The 21241-nt window shown below is 74.6% G+C and carries 15 protein-coding genes; 12 read left to right on the top strand and 3 right to left on the bottom strand.

The window, feature by feature from the left end:
• Nucleotides 1-4: 4 nt before the first annotated feature.
• A complete protein-coding gene (locus tag OG357_RS27235) occupies nt 5-3286 on the bottom strand; it encodes a BTAD domain-containing putative transcriptional regulator (RefSeq protein ID WP_329623655.1) in 3282 nt (1093 codons plus the stop codon).
• Nucleotides 3287-3462: 176 nt separating this feature from the next.
• Between OG357_RS27235 and OG357_RS27230 the strand changes: the two genes are divergently transcribed.
• The 3 genes from OG357_RS27230 to OG357_RS27220 are packed head-to-tail and all read left to right on the top strand — an operon-like array spanning nt 3463 to nt 6374.
• Nucleotides 3463-4242, top strand: a complete 780-nt coding sequence (locus OG357_RS27230; protein ID WP_329623654.1) for an SDR family oxidoreductase — start codon at nt 3463-3465, stop codon at nt 4240-4242.
• Between the two features lie 45 nt (nt 4243-4287).
• Nucleotides 4288-4893: an NAD(P)H oxidoreductase gene (locus tag OG357_RS27225; RefSeq protein WP_329623653.1), complete on the top strand. Its 606-nt coding sequence runs from the start codon at nt 4288-4290 to the stop codon at nt 4891-4893.
• Complete coding sequence (locus tag OG357_RS27220) at nt 4890-6374, top strand: MFS transporter (RefSeq protein ID WP_329623652.1); 1485 nt, start codon at nt 4890-4892, stop codon at nt 6372-6374. Before OG357_RS27225 ends, OG357_RS27220 begins: the two co-directional genes overlap by 4 nt.
• Nucleotides 6375-6447: 73 nt before the next feature.
• Here OG357_RS27220 and OG357_RS27215 read toward each other — a convergent pair whose 3' ends face one another.
• A complete protein-coding gene (locus tag OG357_RS27215; RefSeq protein WP_329623651.1) occupies nt 6448-7704 on the bottom strand; it encodes a wax ester/triacylglycerol synthase domain-containing protein in 1257 nt (418 codons plus the stop codon).
• A gap of 105 nt (nt 7705-7809) precedes the next feature.
• Here OG357_RS27215 and OG357_RS27210 point away from each other — a divergent pair, with 105 nt between their 5' ends.
• Genes OG357_RS27210 through OG357_RS27190 form a run of 5 tightly spaced genes read left to right on the top strand, consistent with a single transcriptional unit; the run spans nt 7810 to nt 12800 of the window.
• On the top strand, nt 7810-9099 hold the full coding sequence (locus OG357_RS27210) for a cytochrome P450 (RefSeq protein ID WP_329623650.1): 1290 nt from the start codon (nt 7810-7812) through the stop codon (nt 9097-9099).
• Entirely contained in the window at nt 9096-9596 is a 501-nt protein-coding gene (locus OG357_RS27205; RefSeq protein WP_329623649.1) for an NUDIX domain-containing protein, read from the top strand. Before OG357_RS27210 ends, OG357_RS27205 begins: the two co-directional genes overlap by 4 nt.
• Nucleotides 9597-9637: 41 nt before the next feature.
• The gene (locus OG357_RS27200) at nt 9638-11293 is read left to right on the top strand and encodes a prenyltransferase/squalene oxidase repeat-containing protein (RefSeq protein WP_329623648.1); all 1656 of its coding nucleotides are present in this window, start codon (nt 9638-9640) and stop codon (nt 11291-11293) included.
• 53 nt (nt 11294-11346) lie between these two features.
• Complete coding sequence (locus OG357_RS27195) at nt 11347-11577, top strand: acyl carrier protein (RefSeq protein ID WP_329623647.1); 231 nt, start codon at nt 11347-11349, stop codon at nt 11575-11577.
• Nucleotides 11577-12800: a beta-ketoacyl-[acyl-carrier-protein] synthase family protein gene (locus tag OG357_RS27190; protein WP_329623646.1), complete on the top strand. Its 1224-nt coding sequence runs from the start codon at nt 11577-11579 to the stop codon at nt 12798-12800. The genes OG357_RS27195 and OG357_RS27190 overlap by 1 nt, the downstream gene beginning before the upstream one ends.
• 18 nt (nt 12801-12818) lie before the next feature.
• On the opposite strand, the gene OG357_RS27185 is transcribed toward OG357_RS27190, so the two are convergent.
• Nucleotides 12819-13301 (bottom strand): MarR family winged helix-turn-helix transcriptional regulator, encoded by a 483-nt coding sequence (locus OG357_RS27185; RefSeq protein WP_329625707.1) that lies wholly within the window; start codon nt 13299-13301, stop codon nt 12819-12821.
• 138 nt (nt 13302-13439) lie between these two features.
• On the opposite strand from OG357_RS27185, the gene OG357_RS27180 reads away from it, so the two are divergent.
• The 4 genes from OG357_RS27180 to fxsT all read left to right on the top strand — a co-directional run bounded on the left by OG357_RS27180 (nt 13440) and on the right by fxsT (nt 21213).
• Nucleotides 13440-13856: an organic hydroperoxide resistance protein gene (locus OG357_RS27180; protein WP_329623645.1), complete on the top strand. Its 417-nt coding sequence runs from the start codon at nt 13440-13442 to the stop codon at nt 13854-13856.
• A gap of 114 nt (nt 13857-13970) precedes the next feature.
• The gene (locus OG357_RS27175) at nt 13971-15527 is read left to right on the top strand and encodes a VMAP-C domain-containing protein (protein ID WP_329623644.1); all 1557 of its coding nucleotides are present in this window, start codon (nt 13971-13973) and stop codon (nt 15525-15527) included.
• Complete coding sequence (locus OG357_RS27170; RefSeq protein WP_329623643.1) at nt 15524-16630, top strand: AAA family ATPase; 1107 nt, start codon at nt 15524-15526, stop codon at nt 16628-16630. Before OG357_RS27175 ends, OG357_RS27170 begins: the two co-directional genes overlap by 4 nt.
• A complete protein-coding gene (gene fxsT / locus OG357_RS27165; protein ID WP_329623642.1) occupies nt 16630-21213 on the top strand; it encodes an FxSxx-COOH system tetratricopeptide repeat protein in 4584 nt (1527 codons plus the stop codon). The genes OG357_RS27170 and fxsT overlap by 1 nt, the downstream gene beginning before the upstream one ends.
• The last annotated feature ends 28 nt before the right edge of the window (nt 21214-21241 follow it).

Here is a 21241-nt window from a genome sequence, read left to right as displayed (position 1 = left end):
CTCCTTACAGTTTCGTGGCCTCGGTCACGGCGGTGTCGTGCGTGAGGCTCCCGCCGTGGGTGAAGGCCGTGGCGAAGGCGGCTTCGCCGAGTGCGGCGCGGGCCGCCGCCTCCGTACGGTCGACGTCGGCGCGCTCCGCCGGGGGCAGCGGCGCGCCCGTCGAGGCACGCAGCGCGGCCGCCGCGCCCAGCAGGAGCGCGGCGCCCCGGGCGCGACCGGCGGGGGCGTGCGCGGAGGCCAGGCCTTCCAGGGCGAGTGCGACCGCCCTCGGGTCGCCCGAGGTCAGCGCGGTCCCGTACCCCTCCTCCTGGAGCTTCAGGGCTCCGGCCAGGTCGCCGCGCCCGAGCGCCGAGAAGCCGAGCTCGGCCAGGATCAGGGCGTTCGCTGAGTCGAGACCGACCGCCCGGTGCCAGTCGAGGACCTCCCGCATGTGACGCTCGGCCTCCTCGAAGAGGCCCTCGCGGCGGGCGCCCAGGCCGAGGCCGAGGACCGCGTTGATCTCGCCCGCGCGGAAGCCGACCTCGGCGGCCCGGTCCCTGGCGGCCTCGTGATAGGTCCGGCACTCGGCGAGATCGCCCCGGAGGAGGGCCGTGCGGCCGAGCCCGGCGAGCAGGTCGGGTACCTCGGTCGTCAGACCGAAGCTCTCCGCCGCCGCCAGACCGGCCCGCTTGAGCCGGTCGGCGCGCTCGTACTCGCCGTGGATCTCCGCGACGGTCGCGAGCGGGTACACGGTCCACAGCCGGGAGCACGCGTCGCCGAGCTCGGCGAAGAGCGCGTCCGAGCGGGCCGCGTCGGCCTCCGCGCCCGCCACGTCGCCCCTGAGCAGGAGCTGTACGGAGCGGTCCGCGAGCGCCGCCGCCTCGCCCCAGCGGTCGCCGTGGGCCCGGAAGCCGTCGAGGGCGCTGCCGGTCAGCTCACCGCCCTCGACCTGGCTGCCGGTGCCGCAGAGCGCGTGCGCGAGGAACCAGCGGGCCCAGGGGCGGCCGGTCGCGTCCACCGCGTCGTAGGCCGCCAGGGCCTCCGCGATCCGGCCGCGCCGGTCCGTCCCATCGCCGCCCATGACGGCGAGCCCCGTGCGCCAGACCCCCACGCGGGCCCTCGGCACGGCGAGCCCCGGTTCGTCGTCGGCGCCGCCGTCCGGGTGCGCCCGCAGCGCCGCCGTCGCCGAGCGGAGCGCCTCGCCGAGCCGCCCGCGCATGATCCAGTACCAGGCGAGCGCGTCGACGAGCCGGAGCGCGGCCCCCGCGCTCGCCCCGGCGCCGCCGGGCGCGGTGAGCGCCCGGTCCAGGGCCGCCCGCAGGTTCGGGGTCTCGGCGTCGAGCTGCGCGAGGCGACGCCGCTGGTCGGGGCCGCGCAGGGCGGGCCCGGCCTCCTCGGCGACGCGGAGGTGGTACGCGAGGTGGCGTTCCCGTACGGCCTCGGTCTCGCCCTCGTCCCGCAGCCGTTCGAGGCAGTACGCGGCCACGGATTCCAGCAGCCGGTAGCGCGGCCCGTCCGGCCCGTCGACGGCCACGACGAGCGAGCGGTCCACGAGCCGCGCGAGCAGCCCGAGCACGTCCCCTGCGATGACGTCACCGTCTCCGTCCGCCGCGCTCTCCCCCGCGCAGACGGACTCCGCCGCCGCCAGGGTGCAGCCCTCCGCGTGGACGGCGAGGCGGCGCAGTACCGTCCGCTCCGGTGCGCTCAGCAGGTCCCAGCTCCAGTCGATGACCGCCCGGAGAGTGGCCTGTCGGGCGGGCGCGCCGCGCAGCCCCGAGTCGAGCAGCCGGAACCGGTCGTCGAGCCGTGTCAGGAGGCCGTGCACCCCGAGGGCGCGGACGCGGGTCGCGGCCAGCTCCAGGGCGAGCGGGATGCCGTCGAGGCGGCGGCAGATTCCCCGTACCGCCTCCAGGGCGGGAGCGTCGAGGGTGAAGCCGGGCGAGGAGGCGGTCGCGCGGGCCGTGAACAGGGCGACCGCGCCGTCCGCGTCGAGCGGTTCCACCGCCCACAGCGTCTCGCCCGCGAGCGCCAGCGGCTCCTGGCTCGTCGTCAGGACGACGAGGCCGGGTGCGGCGCGCAGCAGGAGTTCGGCGAGGGAGGCGGCCTCGTCGACGACGTGCTCGCAGTTGTCCAGGACGAGCAGGGTGCGTCGCCCGCGCAGGACCTCGGCGAGCCGCTCCGCCGTGGTGGGCGGCCGTTCCCCGTCGGGCCGCAGCCCCCACACGCCGTCGTCGCGCAGTTCGAGCGCGGCGGCGACGACCTCGGCGAGCTCGCCGCCCGCACCGGCGAACTCGACGAGCCAGGCGCCGTCCGGGAACGCCTCCTCCACCTGCCGGGCCGCCTCGACGGCCAGCCGGGTCTTCCCGACGCCGCCGGGTCCGGTCAGGGTGACGAGCCGCCGCTCGCGCAGCAGTCCGGTCACCTCCGCCACGGCCTCGTCACGGCCGACGATTCCGCTGAGCGGCACGGGGAGGTTGCCCCGCGCGGACCCGCCGACGACCGCCGGGCCGGTCGCGGGCGCGGATCCCGACGCCGGCACAGCCGCCGACGCGGGAAGCGACAGGTCGGCGTCCTGCCGCAGCATCGCCGTGTGGAGCGCGGCCAGTTCGGGGCTCGGGTCGAGCCCGAGCTCGTCGGCGAGGAGGGCGCGCAGCTCCTCGTACCCGGCGAGCGCCTCGCTCTGCCGGCCCGCGCGGTACAAGGCCCGCAGCTGTACGGCGCGCAGGCGTTCGCGCAGCGGGTGGCGGGCCACGAGCTCCGCCAACTCGCCTGCCAGCAGGTCGTGTTCGCCGAGTTCCAGGCGCGTCTCGGCCAGCGTCTCGCGCGCGGAGAGCCGCTCCTCCTCCAAGCGGTCGGCCGCCGCCCGGGCGAACGGCTCGGCGGCGAAGTCCGCGAACGCGGGCCCCCGCCACAGGCCGAGGGCCTCGCCGAGGAGCTCCGCCCGGGCGCGCGGCGCGGCCGTGTCCCGGGCGCGGGCGGTGAGCGCCGCGAACCGGTGGGCGTCCAGGGCCCCTTCGGGTACGGCGAGGAGGTAGCCGGGGGCCCGCGTGACGACGAGCTCGCGCCCGCCGGGCTCGGCCTCGTCCAGGGCGCGGCGCAGCTGGGAGACCTTGGCCTGGAGGGCCCGCAGCGGGCTGCCGGGCGGTTCGTCGCCCCACAGGTCGTCGACGAGCCGGTACGCGGCGACCGGCCGTCCCGCGTCGACGAGCAGGGCCGCGAGCAGGGCCCGCACCTTGAGCTCCGGCACCCGGACAGGCCGCCCGTCCTCGGTCCGTACGGACGTCTCCCCCAGCACCGCGAATCGCATGCGGCCACCGTAACCCGGCCCGGACCAGGCCCGAACAGAGCCCTGACCAGGCCCGAACAGAGCCCGGACCGGGCCCGAACAGGATCCGAGCCGGACCCGAACACCCGCCCGTCAGAGTCATCCCTGTCAGCAGGAAACCGCAGAACAGACACACGGACACACACCAGGAGCCGGACATGAGCAGCAACGCCACCGCCACCGCCACCGCCCGCACCCTCGCCGGCAAGACCGCCCTCGTCACCGGTTCGAGCCGGGGCATCGGCCGGGCGATCGCCCTCCGCCTCGCCGCCGACGGCGCCCGCGTCGCCGTCCACTACGCCGGCAACGAGACGGCGGCGAAGGAGACGGTCGCCGCGATCGAGGCGGCCGGCGGCACCGCCTTCGCGATCCGCGCCGAACTGGGCGTCCCCGGTGACGCCGAGGCCCTGTGGAAGGCCTTCGACGAGCACGCCGACGGCCTCGACATCCTCGTCAACAACGCCGGGATCTCCGGCCCCGGCCTGATCCACGAGGTCGAGGAGGCCGACTACGACCGGGTCTTCGCGGTCAACGCCAAGGCGCCGTTCTTCATCATCAAGCAGGGCCTCGGCCGGCTCCGCGACGGCGGCCGGATCGTCAACATCTCCTCCGGGGTCACCAAGGTCGCCTTCCCGGGCATGACCTCGTACGCCGCTTCCAAGGGCGCCGTCGAGGTGCTGACCCTGACGCTCGCCCAGACCCTCGGCTCCCGGGGCATCACGGTCAACGCGGTCTCCCCGGGCACGATCGAGACCGACATCCACCCGTGGATGGCCGACCCGGCCGCCAAGGCACACGCCGCCGGGTTCTCGGTCTTCGACCGGGTGGGCCAGCCGGAGGACGTGGCCGATGTCGTCGGCTTCCTCGCCTCCGACGCCGCCCGCTGGGTGACCGGCCAGAACATCGACGCGAGCGGCGGCTCCGGCCTCGGTATCTGACGCGGCCCCGCCCACCAGCCCCCATTCATGTGAAGGATCCCCGCCGTGACCCGCCATACCCTCCTCGTGCACGCCCACCCCCGCTCCGACTCGCTGACCGCCCAGGTCGCCGACCTCGCCCACGCCCGGCTGAAGGACGAGGGAGGGACCGTCGACGTACTCGATCTGTACGCCGAGGGATTCGACCCCGTCCTCCGCCCGGCCGACGAACCGGACTGGGAGGACCGGGAGAAGCGGTACTCCCCCGAGGTCCACGCCCACATGGACCGCATCCTGGCCGCCGACGACATCGTGATCGTCTTCCCGGTGTGGTGGATGGCACCGCCCGCCGTCCTCAAGGGCTGGATCGACCGGGTGTGGAACTACGGCTTCGCCTACGGGCGCAGCAAGCCCCGCCTGGCCGCCAAGCGGATGCTGTGGCTGGCCCTGATGGGCAACCCCGCCGAGGAGATCGAGCACCTGGGCCTGTCCACCGTCCTGGACACCCAACTGCGCATCGGCGTCTCGGAGTACTGCGGGATCAAGGACTCCTCGGTACGGATCGTGTACGGCACCGAACTCTCCGGTGTGGCCAAGAACTTGCGCAGTGCCCGGGTGGCCGAACTGCTCGCGGCGGCGGACCGGATCGTCGACGAGGAGCTCCCGCGATGACGAAGACCCTGACGGCCGGCACGGCCGCCGCACCCACCCGGGCCGGGGCCCGCCAGTGGCTCGGCCTCGCCGTCCTCCTGCTCCCCGTCACCCTGATGACGGCCGACCTCGGGGTGCTGTGGCTGGCCACCCCGTACCTCTCCGCCGATCTCCGGCCCAGCGGCGCCCAGTTGCTGTGGATCACCGACATCTACGGCTTCCTCACCGCCGCGACGCTCGTCATCATGGGCACACTCGGGGACCGGCTCGGCCGCCGCAGGCTCCTGATGGCCGGTTCGGCGGGCTTCCTGCTCGCCTCGCTGCTCGCCGCGTACGCCCCGAACGCCGGGACGCTGATCGCGGCCCGCGCCCTCCTCGGGGTGGCCGGCGCGGCGGTCCTGCCGTCCACGCTCGCCCTGATCAGCCATATGTTCACGGACGCCCGGCAGCGGGCCACGGCGATCGCGATGTGGGTGACGGCCCTGTCGGTCGGTCTCGCGATCGGGCCGGTCATCGGCGGGGTGCTGCTCGCGGCCTGGTGGTGGGGGTCGGTCTTCCTGATGGGCCTGCCGGTCATGCTGATCGCGCTGGTCACGGCCCCGCTACTGCTCCCCGAGTACCGCGACCCGAAGCCGGGACGGCTCGACGCGGCGAGCGTGGTCCTGTTCCTGCTGGCGGTGCTGCCGCTGGTGTACGGCGTGAAGTCGCTGGCCGCGCACGGCCCGACGGGGGAGGCGGCGGCCGCCTTCGCTCTCGGCGGCGCCTTCACCGTCCTCTTCGTCCGCCGGCAGAACCGGCTCGCGACTCCGCTCCTGGACCTCCGGCTCTTCCGGAACAAGGCCTTCACGGGTGCGCTGCTCGCCCTGCTCCTGGGGATGACCGCGCTGAACGGCGTCGAGTACCTGATCCCGCAGTACCTCCAGTCGGTCGCCGGGCTCTCCCCGCTCGACGCGGGGCTGTGGCTGCTGCCGGGGGCGGCCGCCCTGATCGCCGGTTCGCAGCTGACGCCGTTCGTGGCCGCCCGGGTCCGCCCGGCGTACGTCCTGGCCGGCGGGCTCCTCGTCTCCCTCGTCGGGTACGCGGTGGTCGCCCTGGCCTCCGGGGTGACGGTGGCCGCCCTGGGCCTCGCCGTGATCATGTTCGGCGCGGCGCCCATCAGCGTCCTCGGTACGGCGCTCGCGGTCGGCGCCGCCCCGCCGGAGAAGGCGGGCGCGGCGGCGGCCACCGGGCAGACGGCCTACGACCTGGGCCTGGCCCTGGGGATCGCGGTGACCGGCAGCGTGGCGGTGGCCGTCTACCGCACGGAGATCCCGGCGGACGCCCCGGCGGCGGCCCACGAGAGCCTGGGCGCGGCGCTCACCCTGGCCGACGAGGGCCTGATCGCCCAGGCCCGGGAGGCGTTCACCACGGCCCTGCACACGGCCTCGGCTCTGAGCGCGGGCTTCGCCCTGGTGACGGCGGTCGTGGTCATCGCCCTCCTGCGGGGCGTCCCCCGCACGTGAGCCCCGCACATGAGCCCCCGCAGCATCTGACGGGGCCGGCCGGACGGCATCAGCCGCCCGGCCGGCCCCGTTTTCACCGCATTCCCGTCACGGTCGGCTCCTGCGCGAACTCGCCGTCCGCCACCCGCCGTTCGAGTGCCGCGAGGGCCGTGTGCCAGGCCTCGGGCAGCCGGTCGGCGCCGGCGAGGGCGGAGTCGGTGGTGAACGTGACGTGGAGGCGGCGGCGGTGCGTGACCCAGGAGACGAAGAGCGGCTGGCCCGGGACCATGACGGGCAGGGCGTACACCCCGGACGCCGGGACCCCGGCGAAGCCGAGGGGCCGCCGGATGCGCAGGTCTGCGACGCCGACCGGCGTGTACCGCGCGTCGACGCTGCGGGTGAGCGCCAACCGGCCGACGCGGTACGGGAGTCGGCGCAGGATCACCCGGTGGGCGTCGGCCAGCCGGGCGAGCCGCGGGTAGTCGAGTGCCCGCCCGACGCGGTCGAGGCGCCGGAGGGGGTCGGGTTCGCCGCAGGGCAGGTCGACCCCGGCGACGGCGACGCGGTTGCCGAGCAGGGGCAGGGGGTCGCCGGGGCCGCGGACGCCGATCGCGAGGTTGGCGCGCAGCCCGAGGCCGTGGCCGGGGCCGCCGGGTTCCCAGTCGTGCGGGTGCCAGGCGCGCAGCGCCTCGGTGGCGAGGGCCAGGCAGAGCTGCGGGACGGTGGCGCCGGTCAGGCGCCCGAGCGCGTGGAGCCGGGCCGTGTCGACGTCGGCGAGGGTCGCGGCGTAGGCCTGGGAGGGCGGGGTGTCGAGGGCCGGCCACCAGGTGGTGCGGCGCGGTGGCCGGAGTTCGGGCAGGACGGCGGCCCAGGACACGGGCCGGGGCGGCCGGAAGGAGAGGACCCGGGGGCGCGGCGCCTCTTCGGGGCCGAGGAGCCGCTCCAGCGTCGCGACGGCGGCGGCGCCGTCCTGGAAGGCGTGGTGGGCGCGGTAGCCGAGCCCGTATCCGCCGCCGACCCGGCGGACGAGCCAGATCCCCCACAACGGCCGGTCGCGCGGGAGGGGTTGTCGCAGGAGTTCGGCGAGGACGGCGGCCGGGTCGGCGGAGCCGGGCAGCTCGTACACGTGACGGTCGGGGTCGAAGCGGGGGTCGGGCTCCCAGCGCGGCCGCCCGGGGCGTCCGGCCAACCGGTGGGCGAGCTCGGGAAGTCGGGCGGCGCGCCGGCTCAGCTGCTCCGACACCTCTCCCCTGGAGGGTGGTTCACCCTCCAGGGTGATGAGCGCGCCGAGGTGGAGCGCGGAGTCCGTGGCGTGGAGCGCCGCCACGTCGAGGGAGAGCCGGTCGAGCACCGAGAGGGGAACTCCCCCGGAAGGCCGGGGAGATGATCCGACGGGCGGACGGGCGGAAGATCGCACAGGACCTGAAGATCGCACGGACCGCTACGATACGTCATCATGCAATCGCAAAGCGTGACGGATGGCATGCTTCCCGACTTCCTCGACGACTCCGTCGTGGCAGCCTGGTCCGCCTCCGGAGCCCCGCTCGTCGACCTCCTGCGCCAGGCCCGTACGCCGGGCCGGCTGACCGGCTTCCGCCGGGGCGGCCGGGCGGCGGTCCTGGTCACGGAGCCCCGGCACGTGCACCAGGTCCTGGGTGTCGGCGGAGACCGGTACGTGAAACGGTCGCACCGGGCGAGACCCCTCATCGGCGACGGCATGCTGACCGCCACGGGCGAGGCGTGGCGGTCCCAACGCCGCCTCCTTCAGGCGATGTTCACCGGCCGGGGCATCCAGCGCTGGGAGCACCACATCGTCGCGGCGGCCGACCGCGTCGTCGGCCGCTGGGCGGAGCGGGCCCGCCGGGGCGAGCCGACGGACATCGCCGAGGACACGCAGTTCTTCACCGTCGACACCATCTGGCGCTCGCTGACCGACCACCCCCTGGACCAGGAGACGTACGTCGACCTGGCGGCCGTGCAGGACATCGTCGCCGCGCTCCCCGCCGACGTGGGCGGCTCGGCCGCGCTCCCGCCCGAGGTGGAGACCGCGCTCGCCGCGCTGGACGAGCGGATGCACCGGGCCATCGCCCAGGCCCGGCTCCGTCACTCGGCCGCCGGAAGCAGGTCCGGCAGCGGCGGGCCGAGCGTCCTCGACCGGCTCCTCGACGCGGCCGAGACGGATCCGGCGTACACGGACCGGCTGATCCGCGACGAACTCGTCACGCTGCTCGTCGCCGGATACGAGAGCAGCGCCCGCACCCTGACCTGGGCCTTCGTCCTCCTCGACCGGCACCCCGAGGTCATGGAGCGAGCCGCGCACGACGCGCGGGCCGTCGAGTCGGTGCTCCACGAGACGCTGCGGCTCTACCCCACGGGCTGGCTGCTCCCGCGCCACGCCCCGGCCGACGAGACGCTGGACGGCCGGCGGATCCCCGCCGGCACGGACCTCCTGGTCTGCCCCTACCTCACCCACCGCGACCCGGAGGTGTGGCCCGACCCCGAGACCTTCGCCCCGGACCGCTTCCCCGCCCGGACACCGCTGCCGCCGGGCGCGTACCTCCCCTTCGGCATCGGCCCGCGCGCCTGCCTCGGCACCCGGTTCGCGATGCGGGAGATGGAGACGCTCCTGGGGGCGCTCCTCTCCCGGTTCACCGTCGAGACGACCGAACCGGCGGGCGAGCCGGTCTTCGGCATCAACCTGCGCCCGGCCGGCCCGCTGTTCGCGCGCGTCCGCGAGCGGTCGTGAGCGCACGGCCCTCCGAGCGCGTCGACTACGTCGACCCCGGGGACCGGGTGGTCGCCCAGGGCGGGCGCGCGACCGGGAACCCGACGGGCCTGCTGCGCCGGTACGCGGCGACCGTCTGCACCGACCACGCCGGCCGCGTGCTGCTGTACCGGCGGACCGCCTCCGCGCCCGCCTATCCGGACCACTACGACGTGCTGGTGGGCGGGGCGGTGCGGGCCGGCGAGGAGTACCGCGCGGCGGCGCTGCGGGAGCTCCGGGAGGAGCTGGGCTGGGCGGCCGCACCCGGGCTCGCCGAGGCGTACCGGATCCGCGTCGACGATCCGCACGGCGACTGCTTCCTGACGGTCCACCGCTGGACCGTAAACCGCGCGCCCCGGCCCGATCCGGCGGAGATCGCCTGGTGCGGCTTCGTCACGCCGCTGTCGATCGTGACCGGCGGGTACACCCCGCTGGTCCCGGCCGGTGCGGAGGCCGTCCGCCGCCTCTTCCCTCTCTGACCAGTACCTCTCTCGTACGATCCCGACGAAGGACCCCCACGATGCCGACGTCCTGCGCGCTGCCCTTACACGGCGCTTCCCTCGCCGTCCCGGGCGCGCTTCCCCCGCCCCCGCACCCGCACCGGCCCGGATCCGAGCACCCCGAGCTCGACCGGGCCCGGGCCCGGCTGGCCACCCGCCTGGTGGCGGCGGCCGGTCCCGACGGTCTGCTCCGCGCCCCGTGCGACGGCCGGATCCTGGAGTCCGCACTGGCCCTGCGGCTGCTCACGGTGACGAACGTCGACCCGGACGCCCAGGAGCGGCTGACCCGCTGCCTGAAGACCACACTGGACGAGGGCGCCCCCGACCCCGTCCAGGAGGCCGCGGCGCGTGCGGCGCTCGGCGAGTACGTGGACGGGCGGGCCGCGCTGAACCGGCTGCTCGGCGGCTTCGACCACCACACCGCCGGGCGCAAGCGTCTGATGTTCCGGACGGTCCTGGCGGAGCTCGGCGCCCACCCGTTCCCCGAACTCTCCTCGCCCGAGCCGGACTTCGAGGCGCGCGGCCAGCAGCGGTGGCTGGTCACGGAGATGGCCGCGCTGAAGACGCTGTACGCCTTCGGCACCGGCGTCCCGCACCTCGTCACCGAGGACGACTGGCGGGCGCTGGCGCCCTGCTCGCTCCCCGGCCCGCCCCCGTACGGCAACCATCTCGCCCGGATTCTCGCCCTGTTGGCGCTCCGGCACCGGCCCCGGTACGCGGCGGCCGTCCGCGCGCGGGCGCGGGAGGTGCGGACCTGGCTGCGCGGGGACGGCGGACTGCCCTTCATCACGGGGATGGACGTCTTCGCGACGGCGACCGGCGGTCTCGCGCTGGCCGGGGCGGGCGCTCCTTCGCACACGCTGCGGGCCCTGGCCGCCGCCCTGGCCGAGCGGCAGAACCCGGACGGGGGCTGGGGGTTCGACCGGGGCGTGGGGCAGAGCGACGTCGACGACACCGCGTACTGCGTGGAGTTCCTGCGGGCCTCGGCCCCGGAGCGGAGCGGCCCCGCGGTGGCGGCGGGCGAGCGGTACCTCCTCGACCGGCAGGGCGGGGACGGCGGCTTCCCGACCTTCGAGCCCGGCACCCCCTCCGAGGTGTCGATAACGGCGGCGGCCGTGAACGCGCTGGCCCCCCAGGCCGCTCACCGGCCGGCGGTCGAGGCCGCGGTCCGGTTCGTCGTGGCGCGGCAGGAGGGAACCGGGGTGTTCGAGCGGAGCTGGAGCCTCAACGAGAGCAACGCCCTGTTCCGTACCGTCCTGGCCTGCGACTCCTTCCGCGCCGTCGCACCGCCCGGGCACGCCCTGGAGGCGGGGGTCGCGCGGGCGCGGGCGCGGGCCGTCGCCCGGCTCGTGGCGACGCAGAACGCCGACGGCGGCTGGGGGCACGTGCCGGGCGACCCGAGCGACCCGATCAGCACCGCGTACGCGCTGATCGCCGTCTCCCGGGGGCGCGACGAACCGGCCGCGCCGTGCGCGCCGACCGCCCGGGGGGCGACGGAGCGGGCGGTACGCCACCTCCTGGAGCGGCAGCGCCCGGACGGCGGCTTCGTCTCCCGCCCCGACCAGGCGGGGCCGCGGCCCCTCGCGTACCACGTACCGCTCCTGACGGACGTCTGCGTCCTGCTCGGCCTCAACCACGCGCGCGCCACCGGCCCGCGCACCCGGCACTCCCTCTGACTCCGACTCCCCCTGACTCCCCCGACTCCCCCGACTCCCCCCTGAGGAACACCATGACGTTCGACGAACTGAAGAACCTGCTGGTCTCGCTCGGCCTCGACCCGGCGGAGATCGCGCCGGAGTCGACCCGTGAGGAGGCCGGTCTCGACTCGCTCCTGCTGACGGAGCTCGCGCTCGTCCTGCGCAAGGAGCGGGGCATCCCGGTACCGGAGGAGGACCTGTACGCGGCGCCGACCGTCGCCGCGATCGAGGGCCTGGTCTCCCGGTACGCGGGAGTCGCCTGATGTCCGGGTGGTCAGGGGCCGCCGTCACCGGCGTGGGGCTGCTCACCCCGGCGGGCGCGGACCGGGCGGCGACCTGGGAGACGGTGTGCGCGGGGAAGCCCACCGCCGGTCTGGAGGAGCTGGACGGGCTCCGCCATCTCGCGTGCCGGGCTCCCGGGCCGGCCGACGGACCCGGCGGGCTCGGCAGGGCGGCGGCGGCCCGCCGGCCGGACCGGAGCGCGGCCCTCGCGCTGGTCGCGGCGCGGGAGGCGCTCGCCGACGCAGGTCTGGACGCCGACGGCTGGGACGGGGCGCGGGTCGGGGTGGTCGCCGGGACCGGGGCGGGCGGCACCCTCACGTACGAGCGGCAGCTCGCGGTGGTGCGGGAGGACGGGCCCGGGGACATGTCCCCGTTCGCCGTGCCCGGCGCCCTGCCGAACGCGGTCGCGGCGCAGCTCGCGGTGGAGTTCGGCATCCGGGGCCCGTCGATGGCGGTGACCACGGCGTGCGCGTCGGGGGCCACGGCGATCGGTGTGGCGCTCGACCTGCTGGCGCTCGGCCGCTGCGACGTGGTCCTCGCGGGCGGCTCCGACGCCTCGCTGAGCTCCTTCTACATCGCCGGTTTCGACCGGCTGCAGGCGCTTTCCCACCGCTTCCACGACCCCTCGGGCGGGCTGCGGCCGTTCGACGCGGAGCGGGACGGGTTCGTGATGGCGGAGGGGGCCGGGTTCCTGGTCCTGGAGCGGCCGGCCGACGCGGCGGCGCGCGGGGCCCGTACCCGGGCGCTGATCGGCGGGTACGGGGCGACCTCGGACGCGCATCACGTGGTGGCGCCCCGGCCCGACGGCTCGGGACTCGCGGCGGCGGTCCGGGCGGCGCTCGCGGAGGCGGGTGCGGCGCCGGGCGACGTCGACCTGGTGAACGCGCACGGGACGGGCACGCCGCGCGGTGACGCCGTGGAGGCGGCGGTGCTGGCGCGGCTGCTGCCGCACGGGCCGCCGGTGACCTCGACGAAGGGGGTGACCGGGCACCTGCTGGGTGCGGCGGGCGCCGTGGAGGCGGCGCTGACGGTGCTGTCGGTCGCGGAGAGCACGGTGCCGCCGACCGCCAACTTCACGGAGCCGGGCGAGGGCATCGACCTCGACGTGCCGACCATCGCCCGGTCGTCCCGGGTCGGGCTCGCCGTCTCCACGTCGGTGGGCTTCGGCGGGCACAACGCGGCCCTGGTGATCACCGCGCCTTAGGGTCTGCCGTCCGGCGGATCAGGTGCAGGAGGAGAGGGCGTCCGGGTCGACCGCGTCGAGCCGGACGGCCAGGGCGTCGAGCCGTTCCCGCAGGTCGCGGATGTCCTCCAGCGGGAGCCCGGTCGCGGTGGCGATGCGGCGCGGGACGCCGAGCGCCTTCTCCTTGAGCGCGGTCCCGTCGCCGGTCGGCCGTACGGTGACGGACCGCTCGTCCTCGGGGCTGCGCCGCCGCTCGACGTATCCGGCGGCTTCGAGCCGCTTGAGCAGCGGGGACAGGGTCCCGGAGTCGAGCCGCACCCGCTCGCCGATCCCCTTCACGGGCAGCTCGCCGTGCTCCCAGAGCACGAGCATGACGAGGTACTGGGGGTAGGTGAGCCCCAGCTCCTTGAGGGCCTCGCGGTAGACGCCGTTGAAGGCGCGAGTCGCCGCGTGCAGCGAGAAGCAGATCTGGTGGTCGAGCCGGAGGAACTCCTCGTCCGGGACCGTGTCGAGCGTCTCCATGGATCCAGGCATGGCTCCAGGATACGCGAGGACAGCTCACACGCGATTCAGTTGTGCACAACTGAATAGTGCGCTACTAATGGAGTCACGCCACGGGGACACCGCCCCGAGGGCCCCGAGGACAGGAACGGAAGAACCATGGACGCGATCTACACCGCAGTCGCCACCGCCAACGGCCGCGAGGGCCGCGCCGTCAGCTCCGACGGCCACATCGACCTCCCGCTCGCCCACCCCCAGGCCCTCGGCGGCAACGGCCTGGGCACCAACCCCGAGCAGCTCTTCGCCGCCGGGTACGCGGCCTGCTTCGCCAGCGCGATGGGCGTCGTCGCCCGCCAGGAGAAGATCGACGTCTCCGAGGCCTCGGTCACCGCCGAGGTCTCCATCGGCAAGGACCCGGCCGACGGCGGCTTCGGCCTCGCGGTGATCATGCGCGCCGAGTTCCCGGACCACCTCCAGGGCGAGGCGGGCCTGACCCTCCTGGAGAAGACCCACGCCTTCTGCCCGTACTCGAAGGCCACCCGCGGGAACATCACGGTCGAGCTGGTCGTCGAGTAGTCCGGACGGTTCCGGGGGAGGGAACCCGAGGGAACCCGCGTACAGGGTGGCGACGCGTCAGGCCCGCGCCATACCCTGGACGGGGGACGGCAGTGCCCGAACCACCCATGTCCGATGGGGAGTCGGGAACTTCGAATCCGTTACGGGGGGCCATTGTTCAGCGAGAGCCATGTCACTCATCCACCGGCACTCGAACACGCGCTGGTGGATCAGATGTGCGCGGTGACGGGACTCGACACCCCGGACGGACGCGATCTCCTGATCAGCATGCTGGCCGGCCCGTTACCCGAACTGGGCAACGTGCGCCGGCACGGCCGGACCCGGCTGGACGCGCTGGAGATCGTCCGGGCCTGCCTGCGGGAGCCGCGCGGACTGCCCGAACTGCTCGCCACCCTGGACGTCTACGCCCCCGGCTCCGCCCCCGTACTGAGGATCAAGGAACTCGTCGCCACCCCTCCGGTCCTGGCGGCCCTGCCCGAAGCGGAGTTACGGGACGTCCGCGCGCTGCTCGCCCGCGTCGACCACCTCGACGCACACGGAGAGCTGTACGCGGTCGCCGGCGACCTCCCCCTCCCCCACCGGCCCGTCGCCACCCTCGGGGAGGCGTTCGACTTCCTCAGCTGGGCCAACGCCCGCCCCGACGGTCTGCTCCCCACCATGATGCTGGTCGAGCACGTGGCCACGGCCCTCGACCGGTCGCCCGCCCACGCGCAGACCGCCGTCGGTCTGCGCGAGTGGAACGACGTCCAGGCGGTCAAGCTGGGCCTCGCGGCACCCCTGAAGGCGGTACGCGACGAGAGCACCCGGGGCCCGGCGGCACAACCAGCTCCCGCCTGTCTCGTTGTGCAGGTGTGCACACACGGAATGACCCCCGACCGGTATCTGCTGTCCCACTGGCGCCAGATCCGTCCGGGGCCGTGGCGGCCGGAGCGCGGCGAGGACCGGGTCGTGTCCCTGGCCGAGGTCGGACCCGCGGTGGAACAGCTCGTCTACCAGGCGGAGAACGACTGGGCAGGGCGCCCGGGGAAACCGGTGCTGGAATTCGTCCTCCCCTTCCACCTCCTGAACCATCCGATGGAATGGCTGCCGCTCGGCTCCCAGTCCTCCTTCGCGAGCGCCCTGTGCCTGAGCTATCCGGTCGTGCTGCGCAGCCTGGAGCGCATGCGGGCACCGCAGTTCCACCGGCGCTGGCACAACCGCTGGCAGCAGATGCAGGACAGCCACGACACCGTCTGCCACTGGGACACGGCGGGCAAGCGCGGTCACGACCAGGTCCAGTGGAACAGCCGGCTCACCGCCGACGAGCGGCTCGTCGCCGTCGCCCTCAACGCTCCCCCGGTCCAGGGCCCCGGCGGCAGCCGGGACTCCCTGGAGACCGCCCTGCGCGCCGGAGTGCCGATGGTCGTGTGGGACCGCCGCCCCGGCGCACCCGCCGACTTCCGCAAACGGGCCAAGAAGCTCGTGAAGGGTAAGCCGGTCGACCTGCCCCAGCGAATCCAGCAACTGCGGAACGAGGCGGCCACCGCCGCCGCCGCACAACGAGACGCCCACGTGGGACGGCATGTCGCGGTGCTCTTCGACGACCCGAACCGCATCGTCGACTGGTCCGGGTCGCCGGGGGCCGACACCGGGAACGTACGGGGCGGACACGACGACGAGGGGGACACATGAGCGGGCTCCAACATCCGGTCGAGAGCGGTCGGAACGGCGGGCACGTCAGCAGCCGCAGCTGGTGGATCTACCGGGGCACCGGGCAGCCACTGACCGACATCCGCCTCGGCGACATCCTGCCGCCGCCACCCGGCTGGCGGGACTTCGACGGCGGCCCGGTGCTGCCCCCCGTACCGGCCGAGAACGCCGAGAGCGACCGGCGCCTCGGCGCGGTGAGCCGCGCCACGCCCCGGCAGGACGCGCACGACATCGACATGATCAACACCGCGCTGCTGCTCCGCAGGCCCCTCCTGGTGACGGGCCGGCCCGGCATCGGCAAGTCGACCCTGGCCTACCTCGTCGCACGCGAACTGGGCCTGGGCCGCGTCCTGCACTGGGGCATCACCTCCCGCAGCACCCTGCGCTCCGGGCTCTACGAGTACGACGCCATCGGGCGGGCCCAGGCCTCCCTGGGGCGCGGCCGGCCCGGCCTGCCGGTGCCGGTCCAGGCGACCGGGAGCGGCGCGGAGGACGGCGCGGGCGGGGCGAGGATCGGGGACTTCGTCCGGCTGGGCCCGCTGGGCACCGCCCTGCTGCCGTACGAACTGCCCCGCGTCCTGCTCATCGACGAGCTCGACAAGAGCGACATCGACCTGCCCAGCGACCTCCTGCACGTCCTGGAGAACGGCTCGTACGACATCCCGGAGCTGGTCCGCGCCCGCCATCAGGAGGGCGAGGCCCGGGTGTTCACCGACGACCCGGACCAGACGGTCACGGTGACCGACGGGCGGGTGAAGTGCCGGGCCTTCCCCTTCATCGTGATCACCAGCAACGGCGAGCGACAGTTCCCGCCGGCCTTCCTCCGCCGCTGTGTCCGGCTGGACGTCTCCCCGCCGCGCGAGGACCAGCTCGCCGCCATGATCGCCGCCCACTTCCGGGACCAGGGCGGCCGGCCCGACGCCATGATCCGGCAGTTCATGGAACGCAGCCGGGAGAACGGCGGACTGGCCACGGACCAGCTGCTGAACGCGATCTTCCTGCGGACGGCGGGCGTCCGGGAGGACGACGAGGCATGGGGCGAGCTGCTGGACGCGCTCTGGCGTGAATTGTCGGGAGCACCCTGATGGACGACGAAGCCCGTCCGAATCCGGAGGCCTTCGAGGTGGCCGAGGCGCTGTGGCTGCACGCGTACCAGACGCTCGCGGCCCGGCTGCCCCCGTCCACCGACCCGCCACGCCCCCGGCCGACGATGCCACCCGGACTCTCCGGGCTCTCCGGGCCGCTCGACAGCCACGGGCAGCAGCCCGAAGACCACCGCTTGCCCGAACCCCCCGGCCACGGGGCGGTGGAAGACCGCAGGATGCCCGAGGACGGTGCGATGCCGCCGGGCGGAGTGCCCGGCAAGATGGCGGAGGCCACCGGCCCGGACCTCGCGCCCGGGGTGCCCGGCGTGTCCGACGTGTCCGGCGCCGTCCGGCCGTCGTCGTTCCCGGGCGGCCCCGGCGGCCGGCTCCCGACCGGGGGCGCGCCGGTCGCCGCGTACCCCCTCGCGGGGGAGTTCCAGGACGTGTACGTCCGGGCCGGGCCGGCACCGGACCTTCGCGACGCGCCCGGTATAGGGCGCTGGCTGCGGCCGCTGAGACAGGTGGTGCCCTCGGCGTCCGAGATCGAGCTGGACGAGGAGACCACGGCCGAGCGCGCCGCCGAGGACGGGCTGTGGATGCCCTACGTCCGGTCGGCGGACGAGCGCCGCTTCGACCTGGTGCTGGTGGTCGACGACCACGTGACCATGTCGATCTGGGAGCAGACGGTCGCCGAGTTCACCGCGGTGGTGGAGCAGTCGGGTGCCTTCCGGGACGTCCGGGTCCGCCGGCTGGGCGTGCGCGAGACCGCCGCGGGCGAGGAGGCGGTGCTGCGCGGCCCGTACGCGGACGGCCCCGTCGGCGACCCCGCCGAGCTGCTGGACAGGACCGGCCGCCGCATCGTCCTCGTCCTGACCGACGCCCTGGCACCGCTGTGGCGCGGCGGGGCCGGGCTGAAGGCCCTGGAGCTGTGGGCGACGGCCGGACCGGCGGCGATCGTGCACCTGCTGTCCCAGCGGGACTGGCACCGCACCGCCCTGACGCCCCGCCGGGCCCGGATCCGCGGCCCGCGCTCGGGCGCCCGCAACACCGAACTGTCCGTGCGCTTCCCGGAGGAGGTGTACGACCCGTTCGATCCGCCGCCGGGGACCTGGCGGGTGGCGGTTCCGGTCCTTGAGCTGGACGCCGACTGGCTGGGCCGCTGGGCCGCGCTGGTGGCCGGTACGGAGCCCGGGTGGACCGACGCGTCCGTCCTGCTCCTCGGCGCACCCGCCCCGGCCCCGTGGGAGGACGAGGCCGAGCCCTCGGCACCGTCGGTGCAGGAGCGCGTCCGCCGCTTCCGCAGCCACGCCACGCCCACCGCCTTCCGGCTCGCCACCCATCTGGCCGCCACGGTCCTCGAACCCCGCCTGGTGCGGGACGTCCGGCGCACGCTCGTCCCGGAGGCCCAACCGGCCCATGTGGCCGAGCTGTTCCTCAGCGGTCTGGTCGAGGAGCTGCCGTCCGAGGAGCCGCGCGGCGCCGCCTTCCCGACGCCGCTGGACTTCGTCGACGGGGCGCGTGAGGCACTGCTGTCCAGCGCGATGCGGGGGGACACCGCGCGCGTGGTGCGCTCGATGTCCGACTTCTACGGCGACCGGTTCGAGGCGGCCCGGGGGCTCCGGGGCGCCCTGCTCGCCCCGGAGGACGCACCCGACCCGCCACTGACGGAGGAAAGTCTTCCGTTCGTCCGCGTCGAGCTGGCCGTGCTCCGCGCCCTCTCCGGGCCGTATCTGGAGCGGGCGCAGCGGATCAGCGCGGCCCTGGAGGGCGCTTCACCGGGAGCGTCGCTCGTACTGAACGCTCCGCCATTGGTCCACGATATCCGTCATACACCTGAAAATTCCGACACGGGCGGCCTTGCCATGACCGACACCACTGCCAGTCAGCACCAGCGCGAAGACGGAGGGGCCTTGAACGGCACCCCAGTCCAGCCGATTCCCGGCCCGAGTCCCGACGGGCAGCCGGACAACGGGACGCCCCCTGCCCACGGCACTACGACGCCCGCCCACGGCACCCCGATCCCCGGGCCGGCCGCCCCGCAGCCCCAGCCCCAGCCCCAGCCCCAGCCGCAGCCGCACGCGCACCCGCGCCCCTCCGTACCCGCCGTCTGGGGCAACGTCCCCCCGAACAATCCCAACTTCGTCGGCCGGGAGGACCTCCTCGCCCAGGTCCGCGAGCAGCTGCTGACCGGTGACACCTCGGCGGTGCTGCCCCACACGCTGCACGGCATGGGCGGTGTCGGAAAGTCGCAGATCGCCATCGAGTACGTCTACCGGTACGCGTCCGACTACGACATCGTCTGGTGGATCCCCTCCGAACAGCCCACGATGATCCTGACCGCGCTCACCGAACTCGCCCAGCGGATGGGCCTGAACGCGGGCAGCGAGGCCAACCGGGCGGTGCCCGCCGTCCGCGAGGCACTGCGCCGCGGCGATCCCTACAGCAGGTGGCTGCTGGTCTTCGACAACGCCGAGAACGTCGAGGCCGTGCGCCCCTACTTCCCGACGGGCGGCACGGGCAAGATCCTCATCACCTCCCGGAACCAGGAGTGGGACCGGGTGGCCCGGACGCTCTCCGTCGACGTCTTCTCCCGCGAGGAGAGCAAGTCGCTGCTCCGCCGCCGCGCCCGCGACCTGACCGACGAGGACGCCGACAAGCTCGCCGAGGCCCTGGGCGACCTGCCGCTCGCCATCGAGCAGGCGGCGGCCTGGCAGGCCGTGACCGGCATGGCCGTGCCCGAGTACCTGCGCCTGATCAAGGAGAAGATCGCGGAGCTGATGCTCGAGCTCGTCCCGTCGCCGGACTACCCCATGTCGGTGGCCGCCGCCTGGGACGTCTCGCTGCGCCAGCTCGAACAGCGCAACCCGGCCGCGCTCCAACTCCTCCAGGTCTGCTCCTTCTTCGCCCCCGAGCCGATCTCCCGCTCCCTGTTCAACAACTCGCGGAGCACCACGATCGCCCCCGAGCTGGACGACGCCCTGCGGCATCCGATCAAACTCGGCCGGGCCATCCGGGAGATCAACGTCTACGCCCTGGCCCGCATCGAGCACCGCCACGACACCATCCAGCTGCACCGACTGGTTCAGGCCGTGCTGGTCAACCGCATGTCTCCGCAGCAGCAGGCGGACATGCGGCACGGCGCCCATCTCCTCCTGGCCGACGCCAACCCCAACAGCCCCGGCTCGCGCGAACTCTGGCCGCGCTACCAGGCACTGCTCCCGCACGTGGTGGTGTCCCGGGCCGTGGAGTGCGAGTCGCCCTGGGTGCGCGGCCTGGTGCGCGGCATGGTCGAGTTCCTCTACGTCTGGGGCGACCACAAGGGCTCGGCGTCGATGGCCCGCGAGGCGCTGGAGATGTGGACCGAGAAGTTCGGCGCCGAGGACCAGCAGACGCTGGAGATGGCGAAGTGGCTGGCCTTCATCCTGCGCGTGCTCGGCGAGTACCAGGAAGCCGCCGCCATGATGCAGCGCACGGCGGACACGTACATCCGGACCGCGGGCGAGGACGACGAGGGCACCCTCGACGCCCTGATCCAGCTGTGCACCGGTCTGCGACTGCGGGACGAGATGGCGCGCGGCCTGGAGATCAACCGGTCGGTGTACGAGCGCTCCCTGCGGGCGTTCGGCGAGGACGACCCGGCCACCCTCCGCGCGGCCCACAGCCTGGGCGTCGGCCTGCGGCTGATGGGGCAGTACCGGGAGGCGCGCGTGTACGACGCGGAGACGGCCCGGCTGCGCACCCTCAACCTGGGCGAGAACCACTTCGACACCCTGAACACCCTGAGCGGTCTGTCCATCGACATCCGCGAGGCCGGCGACTACCTGGAGGCCGCGGCCCACCAGGAGGACGTCTACGCCCGCTACCTCGCCTCCTTCGGCGAGGACACCCCCACCAGCCTGGGCTGCGGCCGCGTCCTCGCGGTGTGCCGCCGCCGCGCGGGGGACCACGACGGGGCGCTGGCGCTCAGTGAGACGGTCTGGTCGAAGTTCGTGAACCGCTACGGCCCCGACCACCCGGACTCCGTCGCCTGTGCGGCCAACCTCGTCGTGGACCTGCGGCAGGACGGACAGCTGCGACGGTCGAGGGAGCTCGGCGAGGCGAACGTCGAGCGCTACGCGGCGAAGCTCGGGCCGAACCACTCCTACACCCTGTCGTCCCGCACCAACCTCGCCATCACCCTGCGGCACCTCGGGGACCTCGACGCCGCCGGGGGGCACCTCGACGCGGCCCTGCGCGGAATGCGCGAGTCGCTGGGCGACACGCACATCCTCACTCTGACCACGGCGATCGGCGCGGCCAGCCAGCACGCCGCCGAGGGGCGTCTCGCGGAGGCCCTGGAGCTGGACGAGAAGACCCTGGAGATCCTGACCCGGGATCACGGCGAGGACCACCCGACGACGCTGGCCTGCGCCACCAACATGGTCCTGGACCTTCGTGCGCTGAACCGCGACACCGAGGCCACGGCCCTGCACACCGAGACCCTGACCCGCTTCCGCCGCCGGCTCGGCGAGGACCACCCGGCGGTCGCCGCCTCGGCAGCCGGCCGGCGGGCGGACGTCGACATCGCCCCGGTGCCCTTCTAGGGCGCCTGCCCCTGTGGGCCGGCCGGGT

Origin of the sequence: Streptomyces sp. NBC_01255 (assembly GCF_036226445.1) — a bacterium.
In the GTDB taxonomy this organism is placed as follows: Bacteria; Actinomycetota; Actinomycetes; order Streptomycetales; family Streptomycetaceae; genus Streptomyces.
The sequence above is the reverse complement of the archived record's forward strand: the minus strand, read 5'-3'. Positions and strand labels throughout refer to the sequence as shown.